The following is a 19,171-nucleotide window of genomic DNA, read 5'->3' as shown; positions in this document are numbered from 1 at the left end:
CACATTCTGGCCGACGTCCTGATTCAAGCAGGGGAGTCGGGATCGCGCAAGTGCCGTTGGTAAATTGTTCGACAACTTCTGCTGAGCGGTCGCCGGCTTAGAACAAATGAATCTCTTCGGTGCGCAAAGCGCGGTACTCGCCCGGTTTTAGCGCGTTATCGAGGTGTAGCAGGCCCATTGATTCGCGGTGCAGGCGCAGGACTTTGTTGTTGAAGAAACCAAACATGCGCTTTACCTGATGGTAACGCCCCTCGACGATGCTCAGCCGCGCCGAGCGTGGCCCGAGCAGCTCCAACTGCGCAGGCTGTGTGGTCAGGTCTTCGAAGGCGAAGTAGATGCCCTTGGCAAAAGTGGTCGCATATTCTGCGCCAATCTCTTGCTCGGTCTCGACGTAGTAGACCTTCGGCGATTTGGTCTGCGGCTGGGTCAGGCGGCGTGACCACGCGCCGTCGTTGGTGATCAACATCAGGCCAGTGGTGTTGAAGTCCAGGCGTCCGGCGATGTGCAGGTCGTCCTTGTTTGGTTCATCGATCAGGTCGAGCACGGTCGGATGCTGCGGGTCACGCGTGGCGCTGACGCAGCCTGGCGGCTTGTGCAACATGAAATAGCGCGCCGGTTTGCCGACTTGTAGCACTTCGTCATCGACTTCGACGCGGCTGAACTCCAGCACTTCACTGTGCGGATCGCTGACGACTTTTCCGTCAAGCCGCACGCGCTTTTCCACCAGCAACAGGCGAACCTGCTGACGGTTGTAGCGGGGCAGGTTGCTGAGGAAACGGTCAACGCGCATGATCAGTGTTCGATGAATGAAGGGCCGCGCATCTTACGGGATCGGCCGCTTGGCCGCTTGCAGTTGCGCCTCGACTTGCGCGCAACGCGGGCACAGGCAGGATTGATTGCGCAGCGCTGGCGGCAGCGCTTCAAGCACGGCCGGATCGATGCTCACGCCATAGCACCAGCATTCGCGGTCGGCGGTGCGCGGGTCGGCGAGGCTGCAGTCGTTGCGGGCGCCGCAAGCCGGGCAATGGTCGGGTTTAACGTCAGAATCAGGCATAAGTCGAGTGAGGCATTTCCACGCAGGTGCGGTTGCGGCCGGTTTGTTTGGCTCGGTACATCGCATGATCGGCCCGCGACAGCAGGCTGTGCAAGGTGTCATCGCGCTGCAGGGTGGTGGCGCCGATGCTCACCGTCAGATGGAGGCGGTGGCCGTCGTAGGCATATTCGTGTTGTTCGACGTGTTGGCGGATCTTCTCGGCAATTTTCTGACCGGTGTCGCCGTCGGTGTCTTTCAGTAAAACGATAAATTCCTCTCCGCCCCAGCGACAGACAATGTCGGCGTGGCGCAGGCAGCTTTGCAGGTCGCGAGCAAAACCGATCAACACCTGATCGCCGGCCATGTGCCCGTAAGTGTCGTTCAACACTTTGAAGTGATCGAGGTCGAGCAGCAACGCCGTTAGCGGTTTGGTCTCGCGTTGCGCTTCGTGCAGGGCCTGTGCGGCGAGAATGTCGAAGCCACGCCGGTTGGGCAGTTCGGTGAGGCTGTCGAGAATGGCCTGCGCCTGGATTTTGCTTTGGTAGCGCTTGATCACGCGGTTGAGCAGCGCCAACACAATCAGCGTTACCAGCAGGCAGATAAGCAGGTTCAGATACAGCGACTGGCGGATCTCACTCAGCGCGCCGTCTTCGCGTTTATCGACAAACAGATACCAGTTCAGCTCCGGGATAAACCGCACGTTGAGGAAATGCCCCTGACCGTGGGCGGAATATTCGTAGCTGCCGCTGTGCGGTTTCGGCAACTGGCTGACCAGACTCTTCATGCTCTCGAGTTCGCCGAGACTCTTGCCGATGTGCGCACCTTCCGGACCGCCCTCGGCGCCGGTCAATACCAGTCGGCCGAAGGTGTCGACGAAATACACGCTGCGTTGATAGCGCTGTTGATACTTGTCGATCAGCTTGATCACCGCGTCCACGGTCAGACCGACGCCCGCCGCACCGATGAAGCGGTTGTGGTAGTCGTAAACCTTGTAGTTGATGAAGAAGGTCAGGTTGTCCTTGTTGGCCAGATCCGGGTCGACGTTGATCTCGTACGGATCCTTCATGTCACGCACGCGGAAGTACCAGGCGTCGCGCGGTTCGTCGACCTTGACCTGCTTGAGCACGCCTTTGGCGTGGTAATAGGTGTGGCTGGCGTTGGAGACGAAGAACGCGGTGTAGGCGCCGTAATGGGTCATGACTTCGTCGAGGTAGCGGGTCATCTGCTCGGGATTCTGCTCGCCATTGACCACCCAGTCGCGCATGAAGGTGTCGCGGGACATCATCGAGGAAATCAGGATCGGTCTGACGAGGTCTTTCTGGATTTCCGAGTAGACCGTGTCGGAGGTCAGCGGCAGTTCGGTGTTGACGATGTTGTCGCGGATCGACGCGCGGGAGGCGTAGTAGCTGAGCAACGACGTGGCGAGAAACCCGGCGCCGAGCAGGGCGATCAGCGTCAGAACCAGCGAGCGTTGCGAGTACAGGGGAGAACGAAGCGGCATGGCAGTTCCGTTGGCAGTGGCCCGATGGCATGCATTCTAGTGGCACTGCCTGGAAATAACTGCACCATGTGCGGCGCGAATGATCGTTCCTGACGCAAAGCCAACCTTGTAGGAGTGAGCCTGCTCGCGATTGCAGTGTGACATTCAGTGAAGATGTGGCTGATACACCGTCATCGCGAGCAGGCTCACTCCTGCAAGGTTTTGCGATGGGCTGAACACCGCTGATCTGAAGCCAAGCGGGACGTGGCACTTGATTGATCCGCACCAGTCAAACGTGTGTCGGCCGCTCTGTTCCGTTGTGGCCGTGGGTCTTTCAGGAGGCCGCCATGCGTATTCACAAAGTGTTGCTCGGTGCAGTTCTGGTTTTCGGTATTTCCGGCTGTTACTACTACGCCGGTCCCTACGATGCTTATCCCGCCACCTACTACTCTCCCGGCTATTACTCGCCTTATTACTACGGTGGTTATTACGGTCCGCGCTACTACGGCGGCGCGCGTTATTACCACGGTGGCTACGGCTATCGAGGCGGTTACGGACGGGGTTATCACGGCGGCGGATATCACGGTGGCCACCATTAATCAGCGGCTGAATGACAGCGTTTTCCAAATGAACAGGATTTCATCAATCACTTGTTTCAACTTGTTGCAGGAACGCACCAGATGCCGAAAACGCTGTCTGATTTTTCGACAGTCACCGATTAAATGACTGTCGCCTGCCAGCGTCGCTGGTGTGGCCAACCCGCGGTCCAGGAGGCCGCCATGTATAGACGAATTCTTCTACTTGCTGCGTTGATGTTTTCCGTTGCCGGTTGCGTCCCGTACTCCTACGCGGACTCGTATTACAGCTCAGAGGTCTACACATCACCCGCACCGGCCTACTACAACACGGGCGGCACGTATTACAACGGTGGCAGCACGTATTACGCGCAGCCACGCTACTACCAGCCAGCCCCGCGGTATTACCAGCAACCGCGCTATTACCAATCGGCGCCGCGTTACTATCAACCGGCCCCGCGCTATTACGAAAGCCGTCGCTGGCACGACAACGATCGCGGACGCTGGGATGGCCACCGTCGCGGCGGTTGGGATAACGACCACCGCGGTCGTGGCAACTATGATCGCCACAGCGGGCGCGGTGACCACAATGGACGTGGCAACCGCTGGTAAATCCACGCAAATGAAAGCGGCGCAATTAGCGCCGCTTTTTTATGCCCGTCGAAAAGTCGTCCCGTTAGCCATCTCCTAGGACATTCCCAGACGCTTCCTACAGTTTCATTTCCTTGCATTTGTTAGCGTTTGTTCCTGCCGATCGAGGTGAGCAAAACTCAGTTCAATAGCGGCGAATAAACGGACGATGCCGCTATGAAGCTTCTTGTGATTCACCAAAATTTTCCGGGCCAGTTCCGTCACGTGGTGCTGGCAGCGATTGACAGGCGTTATGAGGTTTTGGCGATAGGTCGGGATACGGCGCCGGGTATCGCAGAGGTGAAAATTTATCGATACCGCGCTGCCAGTAGAGCACCAGGCGATATTCACCCCTATCTGACCCGTTACGAACAAGCGGTGACTGATGGACAGAAGGTTTTTGAAATTCTGAGCCGGCTGAAACATTCGGGTTATCGGCCGGACGTGATTCTCGCTCATCCCGGATGGGGGGAAACGCTCTTCGTCAAGGATGTCTATCCTGAGACGCCGCTTATTCACTATTGCGAATATTACTATCGAGCGCAGGGCGCGGATTCCGGGTTCGACCCTGAATTCCCGCGAGCCCCAAGGGAGTCATCAAGGCTGCGAATACTCAATTCGCTGCATCTTTTGAATCTCGAACAATGTGACATTGCCATCGCGCCTACGCGGTGGCAGCGCAGCCTGTTTCCTGCAGCTTATCGGTCGGCCATTCGGGTTATTCACGAGGGCGTCATTCAAAGTTCTTACCTGGCGAAAGCTGGGGCAGTCAGGTTGCCCAATGGCATCGAGCTGAGAGCCGGGCAGCCGATCGTTACTTATGTCGCGAGGAATCTTGAGCCTTATCGCGGGTTTCATAGTTTTATGCGAGCGATCCCGCATATTCAGGCTGAGTGTCCCGATGTGCAGATAATCATAGTGGGCGGTGATGACGTCAGTTATGGATGTAAGCCGGTTGGATATGCAAATTGGCGCAGCAGGATGGAGGCAGAGGTAAGTTTCGATGACTCCAGGGTGCATTTCACAGGGAAGCTTCCTTACCAGACTTACCGGGCAGTTCTGGAATGTTCGAAAGTCCATGTTTATTTGACGTATCCGTTTGTTTTGTCGTGGTCGTTACTGGAGGCGATGGCCTCTGGGTGTGTGGTAGTAGCGTCGGATACGGCTCCGGTAAGGGAGGTGATCGTTGATGGCCACAATGGAATGCTGGTGGATTTCTTCGATCATCACAGTATTGCCAAACGTATTGCCAGGGTTCTTGGTTCCGTTGATGAGTACGACTGCCTTCGCAGCGCCGCGAAGTTGACGGCGAGCAGATTTGATGTGGAGTACGGCACGAAACAATACTTTGAGGTATTTGAAAACACGACGTCCGGGCATCTCAAGAAACAGCCTGAACCTCAGTTTGACCGGGAGATTTGAAATGCTCGGGATGTCGCGTAAGCAATGGGTTAAATGGTTTAAGAAATTGTTGAAGTATGGCTTGTTTGTTTATGTCTGTTATTGCGTGGTGGATTTTTATATCCGTGAAGCAGAAGTCGCCGAGGCGATGGCAATCTATTACGCGGATCAGGAGGCCTGTCAAAAGAAGCTGGCGAGCCTGAAGCAGGTGCCCATACTGGGCGGTAGCTATGTGGATAAGACTCTGGTGCCGGAGTTTTATGTTGGCATGCCTGAATTGTCGAATAAGAAAGCCTGCCTTGCCAATACGCTCAAGGGGCATTTCTGGTGGACCGGGACGGAGATACGGTCGTACCACGATCAGAGTGTAAAGCCGACTCCTGAAACTTGGCGTCTTTATAAAGTGAACGCTGGGCTTTATACAAGAAAAGAGACTGCCGAGCCCCATGAACGGGGTTATCGGCACGTCAACTGGCCGGATGAGTTGATTGTGAAGTTGAAAAATTATCCTGGACTGGAGATTTGGCTTAATGCACCTCCGCCGCATTTCAAGAATGAGGGGGTCGTTAGAACGTTTGTCATTACTGGCTGGGCGCGGCGTGATGGAACCCCTCGATTAATAAATTGTGACGGCTTGATACGTCCGGCTTCCGAGGAAGAACTGACTGGCAAGAAACTGGCAAAGTTCAACAGAACTGAATTGGAAAATCTAGATTTTGGAAAGTTGAGTTTTTTTTGCACAGTGGAACTGCACAGCTTTGATTTTTCCGGGGGGCACGGTCGCGTAAGTCTCCGACTTTCCTCATTACGCGAAGCACCTGGGATGCTCAAGTTTCTCAGTGATTATCTTTCACACGCTGTTATTACAAGGAAGTAAAGATGAGTTATGTATTTAGCGATATGGAAAAAACAGAAATCTTTAATGCGGCCAATATTTGCAAAGGGATGAGGCTGCGCTCAGAAGAGCTTCAGTACGAAGCGCTGGAGTTGGCTGGGGCTGGCTGCGCTCCGCTGTATCAAAAGCTATTTGATATTATCGATGGAAGAGTTTCTGAAATTTTAGCTGTTGATGAAGAGACTGCAAAAGTTCTGAAAAGCGCCAGGCTCTGGCTTGCCGTGGCCATTGATGCCAACGGGGGAAACGGTGCCTACTCCGCCCTGATTCGCGGCTACACCTCGCGCCAAGGCGAATTGAGACTGAATAAAATCTTCAGTGAAGACCTGATGCAGCTGTCATCCAATCAAGTCGCCGTCAATTTCATCAATACCCTGATCGACGGATCCCTCGCTGATCGATTGGCACCCTGGACGGTTCCGTCCATTAGCCAGATCGCAGAAATCGATGCCAGCGCGATTGGCGAGGCTCTGTTTAGTAAGGTTTGCGGGGAGGACGATACAGCCGTGAAACGCAATGCCGGCTGGTCCGGGACCGTCGGATTCAGCCTGTTGGGTGGAGCGCCACCCTATGAAACCTGGAGATTGATCTCCGCTGGTGATTCGCAAGGGGAAGATGGCGGCCCGCCGACTCAAGCAAAAGCCAACAGGCTCGATGACTATAAAAATATTCTGTTCGCCATCGATTCATACAGTGTCGGCCTGCGAGCGGCGATCAGCAATTTCGGCGTCAATCCATTGCAAAGTCTGCTTTCCGTCGTGCCGGAGCAAATCAATATCGCGCTCGCCAGTGGCAGCCTCAATCCGCTGATTCAGCATGTAGTGAAAGGCACGCCGGTTTCCGTCGTGGTCGACCTGATATTGCGCTATGGCCAGAATGAATTCCTGGACATGTTCAAGCGCACTTACGACGGCGATTCAGCAGCGCCACCTACCACCGATGAAACCTTCGCCACCAACGCTTACGCATTCTTCTCGGCATTTTCACCAGAGCAGTCCCAAAGCATCGTCACCCGATCAATAGGCGAATACGGAAACGCGGATTCATGGGCAAAACTGGCTGGGGAGTCGACACCCATCGGCCTGGCGCTGCGCAATTCCCTGAAGCACCTCAGTGAAATCGTCATTGAACGCGATGACGGTTATCCCGGACGCGGACTGGAGCTCTACGATCCGCTGACCGGCGAAGGTTTCATCACCGCGCAATGGCTCGCCGATCGTGCGCAGATGTTGGCCCGGTTGATTGCTCGATCCCAGGGCTCGTTTGGAGAACAATCGCTGCAGAAGTTTTCCTACTCCGATCTCGCCTCAGCCAAACAGGCGCTGATGACCACCGGTGTGTTGAACCCGCTGGTGATGTTCGGTGATGACGGCGGGCGATCTTTCGCCGGCGGTGCAAATGCCGATCATCTGTATGGCGGCGTGGGCAATGACACGATCAACGGGCTGGCAGGTCAGGATGTCATCGAGGGTGGAGGTGGCAACGACTTGCTGGCCGGAGGCGACGGCAATGATGCGCTGTACGGAATGGCCGGTGATGATGTTTTGCTCGGAGGCAAGGGCAATGACTCTTTGATCGGCGGCGCAGGCAGCGACCGCTATGAGTTTTCCAGCGGTGATGGCATCGATGAGATCTTCGAAGCAAATGCAAATGGGCAGCTATGGATCAACGGCTCGCCGATTCCTTCACTCAAACGTCGCGCCCCTTTGAGCGATGTCTGGTCGACCGAGGATCAGGCCATCACCCTGACTCTCATCGAAGAACTCAGCGAACCCACGCTCAACATCAAATATGGCCTGAACGATCTCGTCGTTATCAAGAACTTCCGCCCCGGGATGCTGGGTATCCGACTTCCTGAATACCAAGGCCATACGGTCTCTGCTCCCGATCTGGTTCTCCAGGGCGACTGGAAAGCGAAAGATATCGAGCCCAATGTTCCCGGTGATCAGTTCTCATACGATGAGCTGGGCAACGCCTTGCTATTACCCAACGTAAAACACAGAAACAAGGCCGATGTGCTCTACGGCTCTGCCAAGGACGACGTCATTCTCGGACTTGGCGGTTCTGATCGATTATTCGGCAAGGCCGGAAACGATCAGTTGTTTGGGGACAAACAGACGACGCTCGAAAAAGCCATGGCCGCTGGCGACTCTAAAGGCAAAGCAGCTCGAGGCGATTGGCTTGATGGCGGTGCTGGTCACGATTTGCTCATCGGTACGGCATCCCAGGACGTGCTTCTGGGCGGTAACGATCGGGATACGCTGATTGGAGGTGCGGGGGATGACATTTTATCAGGGGATGAAACGACCGGCGCGCTGGAGCAGAAATGGGGATTCACACGCGTCAAAGTGCTTATAGACGGTGGTGTCACCAGTCATCGAACTGTCTTTTCAAAGGCCTCCTTTAACAGTTCGACGGAGGGCAATAACGATGTTCTCTACGGTCAGGCCGGTCGCGATGTTCTCAATGGCGGATGGGGTGAGGATCTGCTCGATGGCGGAACTGAAGATGATCTTCTTAGGGGGGAAGAGGGGAATGACACGCTGGCCGGAGGAAGCGGTAACGACACAATGATGGGAGACAACCTCGATTGGGGAGGTGGCCTGCAAAGCAAACACCATGGCAACGATGTATTGGACGGTGGCAGTGGCGATGATTGGCTCGCTGGTAACGGTGGAGCCGATGCGATTTATGGTGGCTCTGGCAATGACACTCTCCACGGGGATGACATTGTACTGAACGGCGTTGCCGGTGACGCCGCCCACTTTTTTGGAAATGACCTGCTGGACGGTGGTGCGGGAGACGACACACTCTGGGGCGGTGGGGCGGATGATCTGCTGTTCGGAGGTGAAGGTAACGACGCGCTGGCCGGGGATTATGCTGAGCATCCGGTTCGTTATCACGGTAATGATTTACTTGATGGTGGAGCGGGCGATGACACACTTCAGGGAATGGGTGGCTCTGATACCCTGATCGGTGGGGCAGGAGCTGACGCAATGGATGGCGATGTGTCCAACCTGCAGTCAGGTGGAATCAACAATGATTACCTTCAAGGCGGTGAAGGAAACGATACCCTTTTGGGCGGCTTGGGCGCCGACACGCTTTATGGCGGCGCTGATGATGACATTTTATCCGGCGACTACGAGCAGACAGCCGAGGCCGAGCACGGCGCGGATTATCTGGACGGTGGTTCAGGCAACGATACCTTGCTGGGCGGTGGTGGCAACGACACATTAGTGGGCGGGGAGGGTGTAGACCACCTTCGCGGCGATTCAGGCAATAACGTTTTTGATGGCGGGGCCGGTAACGACGTGATGGAGGGCCATGACGGCGCTGATGTTTACTATTTCGGGGTGGGTGATGGTCTTGACGTTATCACCGATTCAGGTGGCAGCAATGTCATCAAGTTCGGTGCCGGGTTCTCTGCGGAACGTTTGAAAGCCGACATCATTGATGTTTCCGTAGGCCGGGTATTGCGGCTGTTCAATGGTGAGGGGGACGCCATCCTTATCAGGAATTATGAAGAATGGAAGAATTCCACGTTCAGCTTCAGCGATGGCGTTGTACTTGGTTATGAGGATGTCCTGCGCAAAACATTGCCGCCGATAAAGGTGCCCGAGTCACCTGTACCGGAAGTTGTAACCGCCTCAGGAATCCAGCAAAGCAAAGTTGAAGATCCGGTTCATCCAGACACCATCGCGGCGCAACGCCCTGTGGCATCTGATCACCCCGTTGACTGGACTGAAAAATTCCTCGCGCAAATCAAATCCAAGCGCTACGCCCGCAAACACGCCACAGGTTTCACCTTGAGTGATCAAGGCGTCTGGGTTCGCAGTCATATCACGACTAGCGACACCGGTTACATCACTCACACCGAGCTGAGCGATGACGGCGTCGAAGCGGGAACACTGTCTGAAACGCCGCCATGGATGAAGGTTGATGCAGGGCAAGCCGTGGTCAGTGAAAGGCAGTCGAAAACCACAAGCCGTGTCGAACATAAGCAGGTGAAAGCCGATGGGGCGATAGCCTCTTCGAGTCAGGCGCCTCGCTATTATCGATCCGGCTCGGCCAACGGCTTTTCATTCAATACGGGAGATGTATTGGTTGAAGACCGTAAGGAATCCGGCGCGCTTGAGGGCTGGTACATCTATCCGGCAACAAGCTTCGGTTCGGGGGAAACGGTGCCCAAGGCGTTTCGCTGGGATGTCACAACTGAAACGATCAAACGCAAAATCGTCCCTGGCGACGATGCCGGCGGGCGAGTCAACGTCGAAGTGGAAAACGTTTTCCACGGCGGCGCGGGAGACGATCTGATTGTCGGTTATGCAGGCTCCCCACTTGACTACGGCACTGTCGGCGGCAGAACACCGGGAGCGTTTTTATCCGCAGGTGCAGGTGACGACACCTTGCTGGGCTCCGAGGGCGCCGACTATCTGGTCAGCGGGGCAGGGGATGATTGGCTTTACGGTGAAGACGGTGCCGACACCTACATCGTGCAAGCGCACGCCGGAGCAACTACCACGATTGCGGATGTGCCGAACCCTGTTTTCCACCGAGCAGAAGTTGGCGCAGCGGGGTGGAAAGACGAGTACGGGTTGATCGATCAGGACACCGTCGTCCTTCCAGCAGATGCGCAGCGCGATGCACTGCAATTGAGCTGGGGTGCTGCGCTGATAGAAACCACATATGTCGAGCTGGAACCCAACCCAGGTCGCGGGGCACACCGCAATCCGCCAAGAGCGAAAATGCTCCATCCGACACTCGATATCAATTGGGGTGGGATACAGAAAGTTCGCATCGTCTTGCCCCTCAACGGTGAACTTGAGGGGGCCGGGATTGAGCTCTTGAATTTCGCCGATGGGTCGGTCGTGAGTTTGAAACAACTCTTGGAGTCAAGTCAGCTGGGCCCTGCGCCCGAGACTTTTCATACGGGTGTAACCGTTAACAATTCAACGCGTTTTACGTCTCTGCGAGACGGACGGGCGCTGCCGTTAGTCGGTGGTCGAGGCAACGACACGATAAGCGGCGCGGGGGAAATCCGAGGCATGGAAGGGGATGACGTGCTCACGGGCAGCCCCGGTGATGATCTGCTGTTAGGTGGGCCGGGCAATGACACGCTAACCGGCGGCGCCGGAAATGATATCTACCGATACGATGGCCTCGGCAGGGACGTGATCATCAATCGGGGAGACGGCCTTGACGGGATCGACTTTTCCGAACGCAGGCTGAAGATCGACAACTTGAAGTTTCACCGTGAGCGCGATGATCTGGTGATCGTGGTGGATTACGGCATGGCACCGAAAATCCGGGTTTCCAATCATTTTGCCGCAGGCGAAAGCGCTATCGGCTTCATAAGAGTCAGCGAAGGAACTGCGACTCAAGACTACAGCGCGATGCAGATTGCTGAACGTCTGCATCCTCTTCCGCCATTGAGGGATGTCGAAGACATTTTGATAAAGGGCGACGAAGAAGCGCAGCGGGCGATGACGGAGATTATTCAGTTTTACGAGCTGAATGTCTGAGTCGTATGGCGACCGATTGAGCCAGCTCGCGATGGGAATCCAGTCGTCATCGCGAGCATCGCGTCAGTTCAATACTGCGTCAAATCCGCCAACGGATGCCGCCCCTCCCAAACCTTGTGAAAGTGCGCCTCGACCACCGCATCCGGCACGTTGCTCACGTCCGGCCAGTGCCAGTGCGGCTTCTGATCCTTATCGATCAACCGCGCGCGAACCCCTTCGCTGAACTCCGGATGCCGGCAGCAATTGAGGCTCAGGGTGTATTCCATCTGAAAGACCTCGGTCAGCGACATATGCCGGGCACGGATGATCTGTTCCCAGACCAGATGTGCCGTCAGCGGCGAGCCTTCGCTCATGGTTTTCGCCGCGCGGGCGATCAACGGATCACTGCTGTCGCGTTGCAGGCTGATGGCTTTCCACGCGCAGGCCACATCGCTGACGTCGAGCAGTTCGTCGATCTGCTGACGGCGCGGCAGCCACTGCGCCTCGGGCATCTGCGCTACGGCTTCCTGTTGCAGCGCTTTGAGCAGGCTATTGAGCTGCCTGTCGGTCTGCTCCTGCCAATTCAGCTGCAACAGGCCTTCGATCAATTGTGGCTGCTGTTCGTCGAGCAGGAAGCGGTCGGCCAGATCCAGATCGATTGCATCACGAGCGTTCATATGTGCGCCGGTCAGTCCCAGAAACAAACCGAGCTTGCCCGGCAGCCGCGCGAGAAACCAACTGGCGCCGACGTCGGGATACAGACCGATGGTGATTTCCGGCATCGCCAAACGGCTGCTCGGCGTGACGATCCGCGTACTGGCACCTTGCAGCAAACCCATGCCGCCGCCGAGCACGTAACCATGACCCCAGCAGATCAACGGTTTTGGATAGGTGTGCAGGCTGTAATCCAGGCGATATTCCGCGCTGAAAAACTGCGCGGCCAGCGGTGGTACTTCGCCGGGGTGAGCGCGACAGGCTTCCACCAGGCTGCGCACCTCGCCGCCAGCGCAGAAGGCCTTGGCGCCGTTGCCGCGCAGCAGCACGCAGACGATTTGCGGATCCTTGGCCCAGGCGTTCAGCTTGTCGCTGAGGGCGTTGATCATCGGCAGGGACAGCGCATTCAGCGACTTTTCAGCATCCAGGCTGGCGATACCGATGCGGGCGCCGTCGGTGCCGGTGAGTTCTTCGAAGTGCAGATTCATCGTGACCTCGATCGGGAATTTGAACGATCAGTATGATCGTTGTGTGGGAAAGTGCCGGATCTGCGTCAGATCAATTGACAAGCGTGGTCGGCTTTCCTAGGGTTCGCCCCATTGTTTTTGCCGGGTATGACCATGACTGCTGACGACCGTATCAAACTCGAACCGAGCTGGAAGGAGGCACTGCGTGCTGAATTCGACCAGCCTTACATGGCAGAGTTGCGCCAGTTTCTGCAGCAGGAGCGGGCGGCCGGCAAGGAAATCTATCCGCCGGGGCCAATGATTTTCAATGCACTGAATTCGACACCGCTGGATAAAGTAAAAGTGGTGATCCTCGGTCAGGACCCGTATCACGGCCCGGGGCAGGCGCATGGTTTGTGCTTCTCGGTGCAACCGGGCGTGCCAGCGCCGCCGTCGCTGGTCAACATCTATAAAGAGTTGAAGCGCGATCTGAACATCGATATTCCCAATCACGGTTACCTGCAGAGCTGGGCCGATCAGGGCGTGTTGATGATCAACACCACCATGACCGTCGAGCGCGCCAATGCCAATGCGCACAAGGACAAGGGCTGGCAGTTTTTCACCGATCGGATCATTGAGCTGGTCAGCGAGCGTCAGCCGCATCTGGTGTTCATGCTCTGGGGCGCACATGCGCAGAGCAAGCAGAAGCTGATCGACGCGACCAAGCATCTGGTGCTGACGTCGGTGCATCCGTCGCCGTTGTCGGCGTATCGCGGGTTTTTGGGTTGTGGGCATTTCAGCCGGACCAACAAGTTTCTCGAGCAGAATGGCGAAACACCGATCGAGTGGCGTTTGCCGCCGATTTGATGGGCTGACTGAGCCGGCCCCTTCGCGAGCAGGCTCGCTCCCACAGGGTTTTGAGGTGTACACATAATCTGTGGCACCCACAAGAACCTGTGGGAGCGAGCCTGCTCGCGAAAAGGGCGACGCGGTCTCACTCCGGATTACGATTCCAGTACTTGAACAACGGCTCCGCGAGAAACAGCACAAACAGCAGCCGCATCACCTGCATCGCTGTCACCAGCGGCACCGACAATTGCAGGGTCTCCGCCGTCAGACTCATCTCGGCGATGCCGCCGGGCATCATGCCCAGCGTCAGTGAACGCAAATCCAGATGGGTCAAAGCACTCAGCCCCAACGCCGCCAACGTCGCGATCAACATGGTCAACGCCGTGCCGATCAACGTCCGTCCCATAAATGAAGGCGCGCGGCGGAAGAACTGCCGGTTGAAGTGACAACCCAAACCACTGCCAATCAACCACTGGCCAATCTGACTGCCACCATTGGGCAAACCAATGTGCAGATCCCAGCCAATGCTCACCGCCGCACTCACCAGCAACGGCCCGAACAACCACGGATTGGGTTGGCGCAAACGCTGCCAGAGCCAAGCAAGCAAACCGCCCGCCGGAAACAGAATCGCCAACCAACGCCAATCGACGCTACCCGCATGAGAAATCGGATTGCCATCGCCGAGCAGATACTTGAACGCCGCTGGCACACACAGCACCACCACCAGAACACGCAAACTTTGCCCCGCCGCGACGTGGCTGAGCATCGCGCCATTACGCGCGCCAAGGTTGACCATCTCCCCGGAACCGCCCGGCATGCTTGAGAAAAATGCGGTGGCGCGATCCTCACCGGTACGGCGCATCAACCACACGCCGACCACTGCCGACAGGCTGGTGACCAGTGCACCAAAGAAGATCAAACCGAAATGACTGAGCACCTGCTCCATCACCACCGGGGTGAAGTGCAGGCCGATGCCGATGCCGACAATCCACTGGCCGCACTTGCGGCCGCCAGGGATTTCCGTGAGTTGCCACGGGGTCAGGCAGCGCACGAGGATGATCGCCAGCAACGAGCCGACCATCCACGGCAGTGGCCAGCCGATCTGGCTGGCGAGGTAACCGCCGAGCAGACCGACCAGCGGGGTTCCCCACCAGGATTTCAGTGAGGCGCGATCAAACATCGGCGATGGCGCGACGCGCGACCGAACGTTTGCGCCAGATGCGCAGCAGCGGCATCAGCAGCATGATCGCGGTCAGCACCCAGACACCGAAGGTGATCGGGCTCGACCAGAGGATCTCCAGCGCACCGTTGGAGATCGACAGGGCACGGCGCAGGTTCTGCTCCATCAAGCCGCCGAGGATGAAGCCCAGCAGTACCGGCGACAACGGGAAGTCGAGCTTGCGCAGGATGTAACCGAAGATGCCGATGCCGACCATCAGGAACAGGTCGAACGTGGTGGCGTGCACCGCGTAGACGCCGATCCCGGTGATGATCGCGATCACCGGCACCAGTGCCCAGTTCGGCACGGCGAGGATGCGGGTGAAGATGCGGATCATCGGGATGTTGAGGATCACCAGCATGATGTTGGCGATGAACAACGAGGCGATCAGGCCCCAGACGATGTCCGGTTGTTGCTGGAACAGCAGCGGGCCCGGGGTGATGTTGTACAGCGACAGGGCGCCGATCATCACCGCTGTGGTGCCCGAACCTGGCACGCCCAGCGTCAGCATCGGCACCAGCGCACCGCAGGCCGAAGCACCAATGGCGGTTTCCGGTGCGGCGAGGCCACGGGCATCACCCTGACCGAATTTGCCACTGGCACCGGCGATGCGTTTTTCGGTCATGTAGGCCACGGCGCTGGCCAGCGTCGCGCCGGCACCCGGCAGCACGCCCATGATGAAACCGAGCAGGCCGCAACGGATGTTCACCACGAACACCGACGACGCTTCCTTGAAGTTGAACATCATCCGGCCGGTGGCTTTCACCGCTTCCTGGCCGCGATGGGTTTTCTCCAGCAGCAACAGAATCTCACTGACCGAGAACAGGCCGAGCACCAGCACAACGAATTGAATGCCGTCAGTCAGGTGGATGTTGTCACCGGTGAAGCGGTACACGCCGCTGTTGGCGTCGATGCCGACACTCGACAGGAACAGGCCGATCAACGCCGCGATGAAGGTCTTCAACGGTCGATCACCGGCCATACCGCCGAGACAGACAATCGCAAACACCATCAACACGAAGTATTCCGCCGGCCCAAAGGCAATCGCCCATTTCGCCAGCAGCGGCGCGAACAGGACCATGCCGCAGGTGGCGATAAACGCACCGATAAACGAACTCCACGCCGACAACGACAGCGCGACACCGGCGAGGCCTTTACGGGCCATCGGATAACCGTCGAGGGTGGTCATTACGGTCGATGCTTCGCCCGGAATGTTCAGCAGGATCGAGCTGATCCGGCCGCCGTATTCGCAGCCCAGATACACCGCCGCGAGCAAAATCAACGCCGACTCCGGCGGCAGGCCGAGAGCAAAAGCAATCGGAATCAGCAGGGCCACGCCGTTGATCGGGCCGAGGCCTGGCAGCAAGCCGACGACAGTGCCGATCAGCGTGCCGGTCAGGGCCGTGACCAGGTTGTACGGGCTCAGCGCAACGCCGAAGCCTTGACCCAAATAACCGAGGGTATCCATATCAGTTCTCCAGCACGTCGAGCAGGCCAAGGGGCAGCGGAACGTCCATCACACGGTCGAACAGCAGGTACAGACCGATGGCCATCAGCGTGGTCACCACGATGCTCGGCATCCAGCGACCGCCATACAGGCGCGCCATTGGAATACCGATAAGGATGCTGCTGAGGATGAAACCCAGCGGTTCGAAGAGACCGGCGAACACCAGCAGCAGTGCGACGCAAATGGCGATCTTGGTCAGGGTTTCGCGATCCAGTGGCGGCTCGTCTTCACTGTGTTTGATCGGCGCCGGGCGAAACACCATGTACAGCAGCGCCGCGCCCATCAGGCCGAGCATCAGCAGAGGGAAGGCACGCGGGCCGACCGGTTCGTAGGAAAAGGCCGCTTGGTACGGCCACGCCATCAGTGCCAGGCCGGCGCAAACCAGCAACAGCACGGAGGCGAAAATGCGTTGAATAAGCATGGGAGCTCCTGTGCCGCGTCCCCGCAAACGGGAACGCAGCCGCTAGACAGAGGCGATCACTGGATCAGGCCGAACTCTTTGGCCAGCACTTTGTAGTCCGCTACCTGTTTCTTCACGTAGGTGTCGAGTTCCGGGCCAGTCATGGCGAACGGGAACAGTTCACGCTGATCGCGCAGCTTGGCGAACTCATCGGAGGCCAGCAGTTTGTCGAACGAGTCTTTCCACCAGGCGTAGTCTTCGTCGCTGACTTTTGGCCCCAGGTAGAAGCCGCGCACCACCGGCCAGACGATGTCGTAGCCTTGCTCGCGAGCGGTCGGAATGTCTTTCATTTCCGGCTCGTCGAGACGCTTGTCGGCGAACACCGCGAGCAGACGCATGTCGCCACTCTGGATGTGCGGCATGGAGTCGGAGATGTCTGTGCTGCCGACCTGGATGTGCCCGCCGAGCAGGGCCGTGGCGATTTCGCCGCCACCTTCGAGGGCGACATAACGCAGGTCGCGTGGGTTGATCCCGGCGGCCTTGGCGATCAGTGCAGTTTGCATCCAGTCCTGGCTGCCGACAGTACCGCCGGAACCGATCACCACCGAGCTTGGATCTTTCTTCAGAGCCTGAACGAGATCGTCGAGGGTCTTGTAGGGCGAATCGCTTTTCACCGCGATGGCGCCGTAGCTCGTGCCTACCGCTGCCAACCAGCGGACGTTGGTCTCATCGAAGCGACCGAACTTGCCCTGGGCCAGGTTCAACAGCGAACCGCTCGACCACGCCACCAGCGTACCGGCATCGGCCGGACGTTGCGCGACCACAGCGTTGTACGCCACCGCGCCGACACCGCCGGGCATGTAGGTCACACGCATCGGTTTGCTCAGCAGTTTCTGATTGACCAGTGCGCTTTGCACCAGTTTGCAGGTCAGGTCGAAACCACCGCCGGGGGAGGCCGGGGCGATACATTCCGGACGTTTCGGTTCAGCCATCAGTTGGCCGGCAAACAGGATGCAACTGGCGGCCAGTGCAACTTTACGCAGTGACAGGTTCATTCGATTCTCCACGGGCATTGTTGTTATTCGACGTGTTTTTCACTTACGGGCATTTACCAAAGGGCAACGCTGTAGCTCACCAGCAAACGCACTTCGTCTGCATCGCGAGCCGAGTAGTTGGAGCGGTAAGTGGCATTGCGCAAACGCACGGCGACATCCTTCAAGGCGCCGCTTTGTACTACATATTTGATCTCGGTGTTGCGTTCCCACTCTTTGCCTTCTTCACCGTTCTTGAGCTTGATGTTGTCACCGCTCAAGTAGCGACTCATGAAGCTAAGACCGGGGATGCCGAGTTTGGCGAAGTCGAAGTCGTAGCGAGCCTGCCAGGAGCGCTCTTCAGCGCCGGCGAAATCGTTGATCTGCACGAAGTTGACCAGATACGGGTCGCTGCCATCGACGTAAGGGAAAGCGCTGTCGCCAGACATGTGCTGATAACCGGCGCTGAACTTGTGCCCGCTCAGCGCGTAGCTGACCAGACCGTTGAGCGAGCGGTTGTCGATCTCGCCGCCACGGGCTGCGCCCTGATCATCGCTGACGGCAAAGCGCAGGTCAGTGGCAAACGTGCCCGGGCCCATCGGCCGCGAGGCAACCAGGCCGAAGAAATGCTGGTTGTAGACTTCGTCGAGTTGGGCGAAGTGGTAACTGCCGGTGATCTTGTCGGTGAACTTGTAATCCACGCCGCCAAAATCAAAGTGCTTGCCGGCAGCGGTGCCAGCGAAACGGCTGTTCTTGTTGTTCAGGGCGATGTCTTCGAAATCGGTGCTGTCGCGATCCTTGGCTTTCTCCAGACGGCCGCCGGTGAAGGTCAGGTTCTTGATCTCTTTGGAGGTCAGCAAACCCCCTTCAAAGGTCTGCGGCAGGATGCGCCCGTCGTTGGGTTTGAGGATCGGCAGTTCAGGAATCAGGCTGCCGATTTTAAGTTCGGTGGCAGAGATTTTCACTTTGCCGGTCAGGCCGACTTTCGAGTACTCGTCCGCCGCGCGCCCGTCATCGTGGGTCGGCAGCAGGCCGGTACCGGTGCGGTCCGGGCTTGAATCGAGTTTGACGCCGAGCATGCCTAAAGCATCGACACCGAACCCCACGGTGCCGTCGGTGTAACCCGATTGCAGATTGAGCATGAAACCCTGAGCCCATTCGTCACGCTTGGATTGCTGGGCGCTGGTGCCATCGCGAAAGTCACGGTTGAAATACATGTTGCGGGTTTCGAAGGTGGCGCTGCTGTCTTCAATGAAGTCGGCAAAACTCAACGGCGAAAAACCGGCAAGGGCGGCGGCACTGACGAGGGCGGTGTGGCTGAAACGGGAAAGGCGAACAGGCGTGGACGCCTGAGGCTGCATGGACGGCATGCGGGTGTACTCCGTTTATTGTTCTTATTGGTCGAAAACGCTTCGAGGCGTTTTTCTTTGCGCTGTGTGGCATCAGCGACGGCAGTCGGAACTGTCCGTGGGCCGACTGTAACGAGCTAA

At 57.5% G+C, this 19,171-nt stretch carries 15 protein-coding genes; 6 read left to right on the top strand and 9 right to left on the bottom strand.

Going from position 1 to position 19,171, the window contains the following annotated elements:
• Window positions 1-97: 97 nt before the first annotated feature.
• The 3 genes from KBP52_RS11485 to KBP52_RS11475 are packed head-to-tail and all read right to left on the bottom strand — an operon-like array spanning window position 98 to window position 2,534.
• Window positions 98-790 (bottom strand): pseudouridine synthase, encoded by a 693-nt coding sequence (locus tag KBP52_RS11485; protein ID WP_212622778.1) that lies wholly within the window; start codon window positions 788-790, stop codon window positions 98-100.
• Between the two features lie 33 nt (window positions 791-823).
• Complete coding sequence (locus tag KBP52_RS11480; RefSeq protein ID WP_053118015.1) at window positions 824-1,054, bottom strand: cysteine-rich CWC family protein; 231 nt, start codon at window positions 1,052-1,054, stop codon at window positions 824-826.
• Window positions 1,047-2,534: a sensor domain-containing diguanylate cyclase gene (locus tag KBP52_RS11475; RefSeq protein ID WP_212622777.1), complete on the bottom strand. Its 1,488-nt coding sequence runs from the start codon at window positions 2,532-2,534 to the stop codon at window positions 1,047-1,049. Before KBP52_RS11475 ends, KBP52_RS11480 begins: the two co-directional genes overlap by 8 nt.
• 326 nt (window positions 2,535-2,860) lie before the next feature.
• Between KBP52_RS11475 and KBP52_RS11470 the strand changes: the two genes are divergently transcribed.
• The 5 genes from KBP52_RS11470 to KBP52_RS30690 all read left to right on the top strand — a co-directional run bounded on the left by KBP52_RS11470 (window position 2,861) and on the right by KBP52_RS30690 (window position 11,536).
• Complete coding sequence (locus KBP52_RS11470; protein ID WP_116028851.1) at window positions 2,861-3,112, top strand: hypothetical protein; 252 nt, start codon at window positions 2,861-2,863, stop codon at window positions 3,110-3,112.
• Between the two features lie 180 nt (window positions 3,113-3,292).
• On the top strand, window positions 3,293-3,700 hold the full coding sequence (locus KBP52_RS11465) for a hypothetical protein (protein ID WP_034153134.1): 408 nt from the start codon (window positions 3,293-3,295) through the stop codon (window positions 3,698-3,700).
• Between the two features lie 195 nt (window positions 3,701-3,895).
• Window positions 3,896-5,140 carry a glycosyltransferase family 4 protein gene (locus tag KBP52_RS11460; RefSeq protein WP_212622776.1) on the top strand — a complete coding sequence of 415 codons (1,245 nt, stop codon included), beginning with the start codon at window positions 3,896-3,898 and terminating at the stop codon, window positions 5,138-5,140.
• 1 nt (window position 5,141) lies between these two features.
• The gene (locus KBP52_RS11455) at window positions 5,142-5,996 is read left to right on the top strand and encodes a hypothetical protein (RefSeq protein WP_212622775.1); all 855 of its coding nucleotides are present in this window, start codon (window positions 5,142-5,144) and stop codon (window positions 5,994-5,996) included.
• 2 nt (window positions 5,997-5,998) lie between these two features.
• Entirely contained in the window at window positions 5,999-11,536 is a 5,538-nt protein-coding gene (locus KBP52_RS30690) for a calcium-binding protein (protein WP_212622774.1), read from the top strand.
• A gap of 68 nt (window positions 11,537-11,604) precedes the next feature.
• On the opposite strand, the gene KBP52_RS11445 is transcribed toward KBP52_RS30690, so the two are convergent.
• Complete coding sequence (locus KBP52_RS11445) at window positions 11,605-12,717, bottom strand: enoyl-CoA hydratase/isomerase family protein (RefSeq protein ID WP_212622773.1); 1,113 nt, start codon at window positions 12,715-12,717, stop codon at window positions 11,605-11,607.
• A 132-nt stretch (window positions 12,718-12,849) separates the two neighbouring features.
• Between KBP52_RS11445 and ung the strand changes: the two genes are divergently transcribed.
• Window positions 12,850-13,542 carry a uracil-DNA glycosylase gene (gene ung, locus KBP52_RS11440; protein WP_007911441.1) on the top strand — a complete coding sequence of 231 codons (693 nt, stop codon included), beginning with the start codon at window positions 12,850-12,852 and terminating at the stop codon, window positions 13,540-13,542.
• A gap of 127 nt (window positions 13,543-13,669) precedes the next feature.
• Here ung and KBP52_RS11435 read toward each other — a convergent pair whose 3' ends face one another.
• From KBP52_RS11435 to KBP52_RS11415, 5 genes are read right to left on the bottom strand one after another with little or no spacing between them, the layout of a single operon-like run.
• Window positions 13,670-14,704, bottom strand: a complete 1,035-nt coding sequence (locus tag KBP52_RS11435; RefSeq protein WP_077571521.1) for an AbrB family transcriptional regulator — start codon at window positions 14,702-14,704, stop codon at window positions 13,670-13,672.
• Window positions 14,697-16,211 carry a tripartite tricarboxylate transporter permease gene (locus tag KBP52_RS11430; protein WP_007911435.1) on the bottom strand — a complete coding sequence of 505 codons (1,515 nt, stop codon included), beginning with the start codon at window positions 16,209-16,211 and terminating at the stop codon, window positions 14,697-14,699. Before KBP52_RS11430 ends, KBP52_RS11435 begins: the two co-directional genes overlap by 8 nt.
• A 1-nt stretch (window position 16,212) precedes the next feature.
• The gene (locus KBP52_RS11425) at window positions 16,213-16,671 is read right to left on the bottom strand and encodes a tripartite tricarboxylate transporter TctB family protein (protein ID WP_007911434.1); all 459 of its coding nucleotides are present in this window, start codon (window positions 16,669-16,671) and stop codon (window positions 16,213-16,215) included.
• A gap of 56 nt (window positions 16,672-16,727) precedes the next feature.
• The gene (locus KBP52_RS11420) at window positions 16,728-17,705 is read right to left on the bottom strand and encodes a tripartite tricarboxylate transporter substrate binding protein (protein WP_034153137.1); all 978 of its coding nucleotides are present in this window, start codon (window positions 17,703-17,705) and stop codon (window positions 16,728-16,730) included.
• Between the two features lie 53 nt (window positions 17,706-17,758).
• Complete coding sequence (locus tag KBP52_RS11415; RefSeq protein WP_212622772.1) at window positions 17,759-19,051, bottom strand: OprD family porin; 1,293 nt, start codon at window positions 19,049-19,051, stop codon at window positions 17,759-17,761.
• Window positions 19,052-19,171 lie beyond the last annotated feature (120 nt).

The organism is Pseudomonas sp. SCA2728.1_7 (genome assembly GCF_018138145.1).
Lineage (GTDB): Bacteria > Pseudomonadota > Gammaproteobacteria > Pseudomonadales > Pseudomonadaceae > Aquipseudomonas > Aquipseudomonas koreensis_A.
The sequence above is the reverse complement of the archived record's forward strand: the minus strand, read 5'-3'. Positions and strand labels throughout refer to the sequence as shown.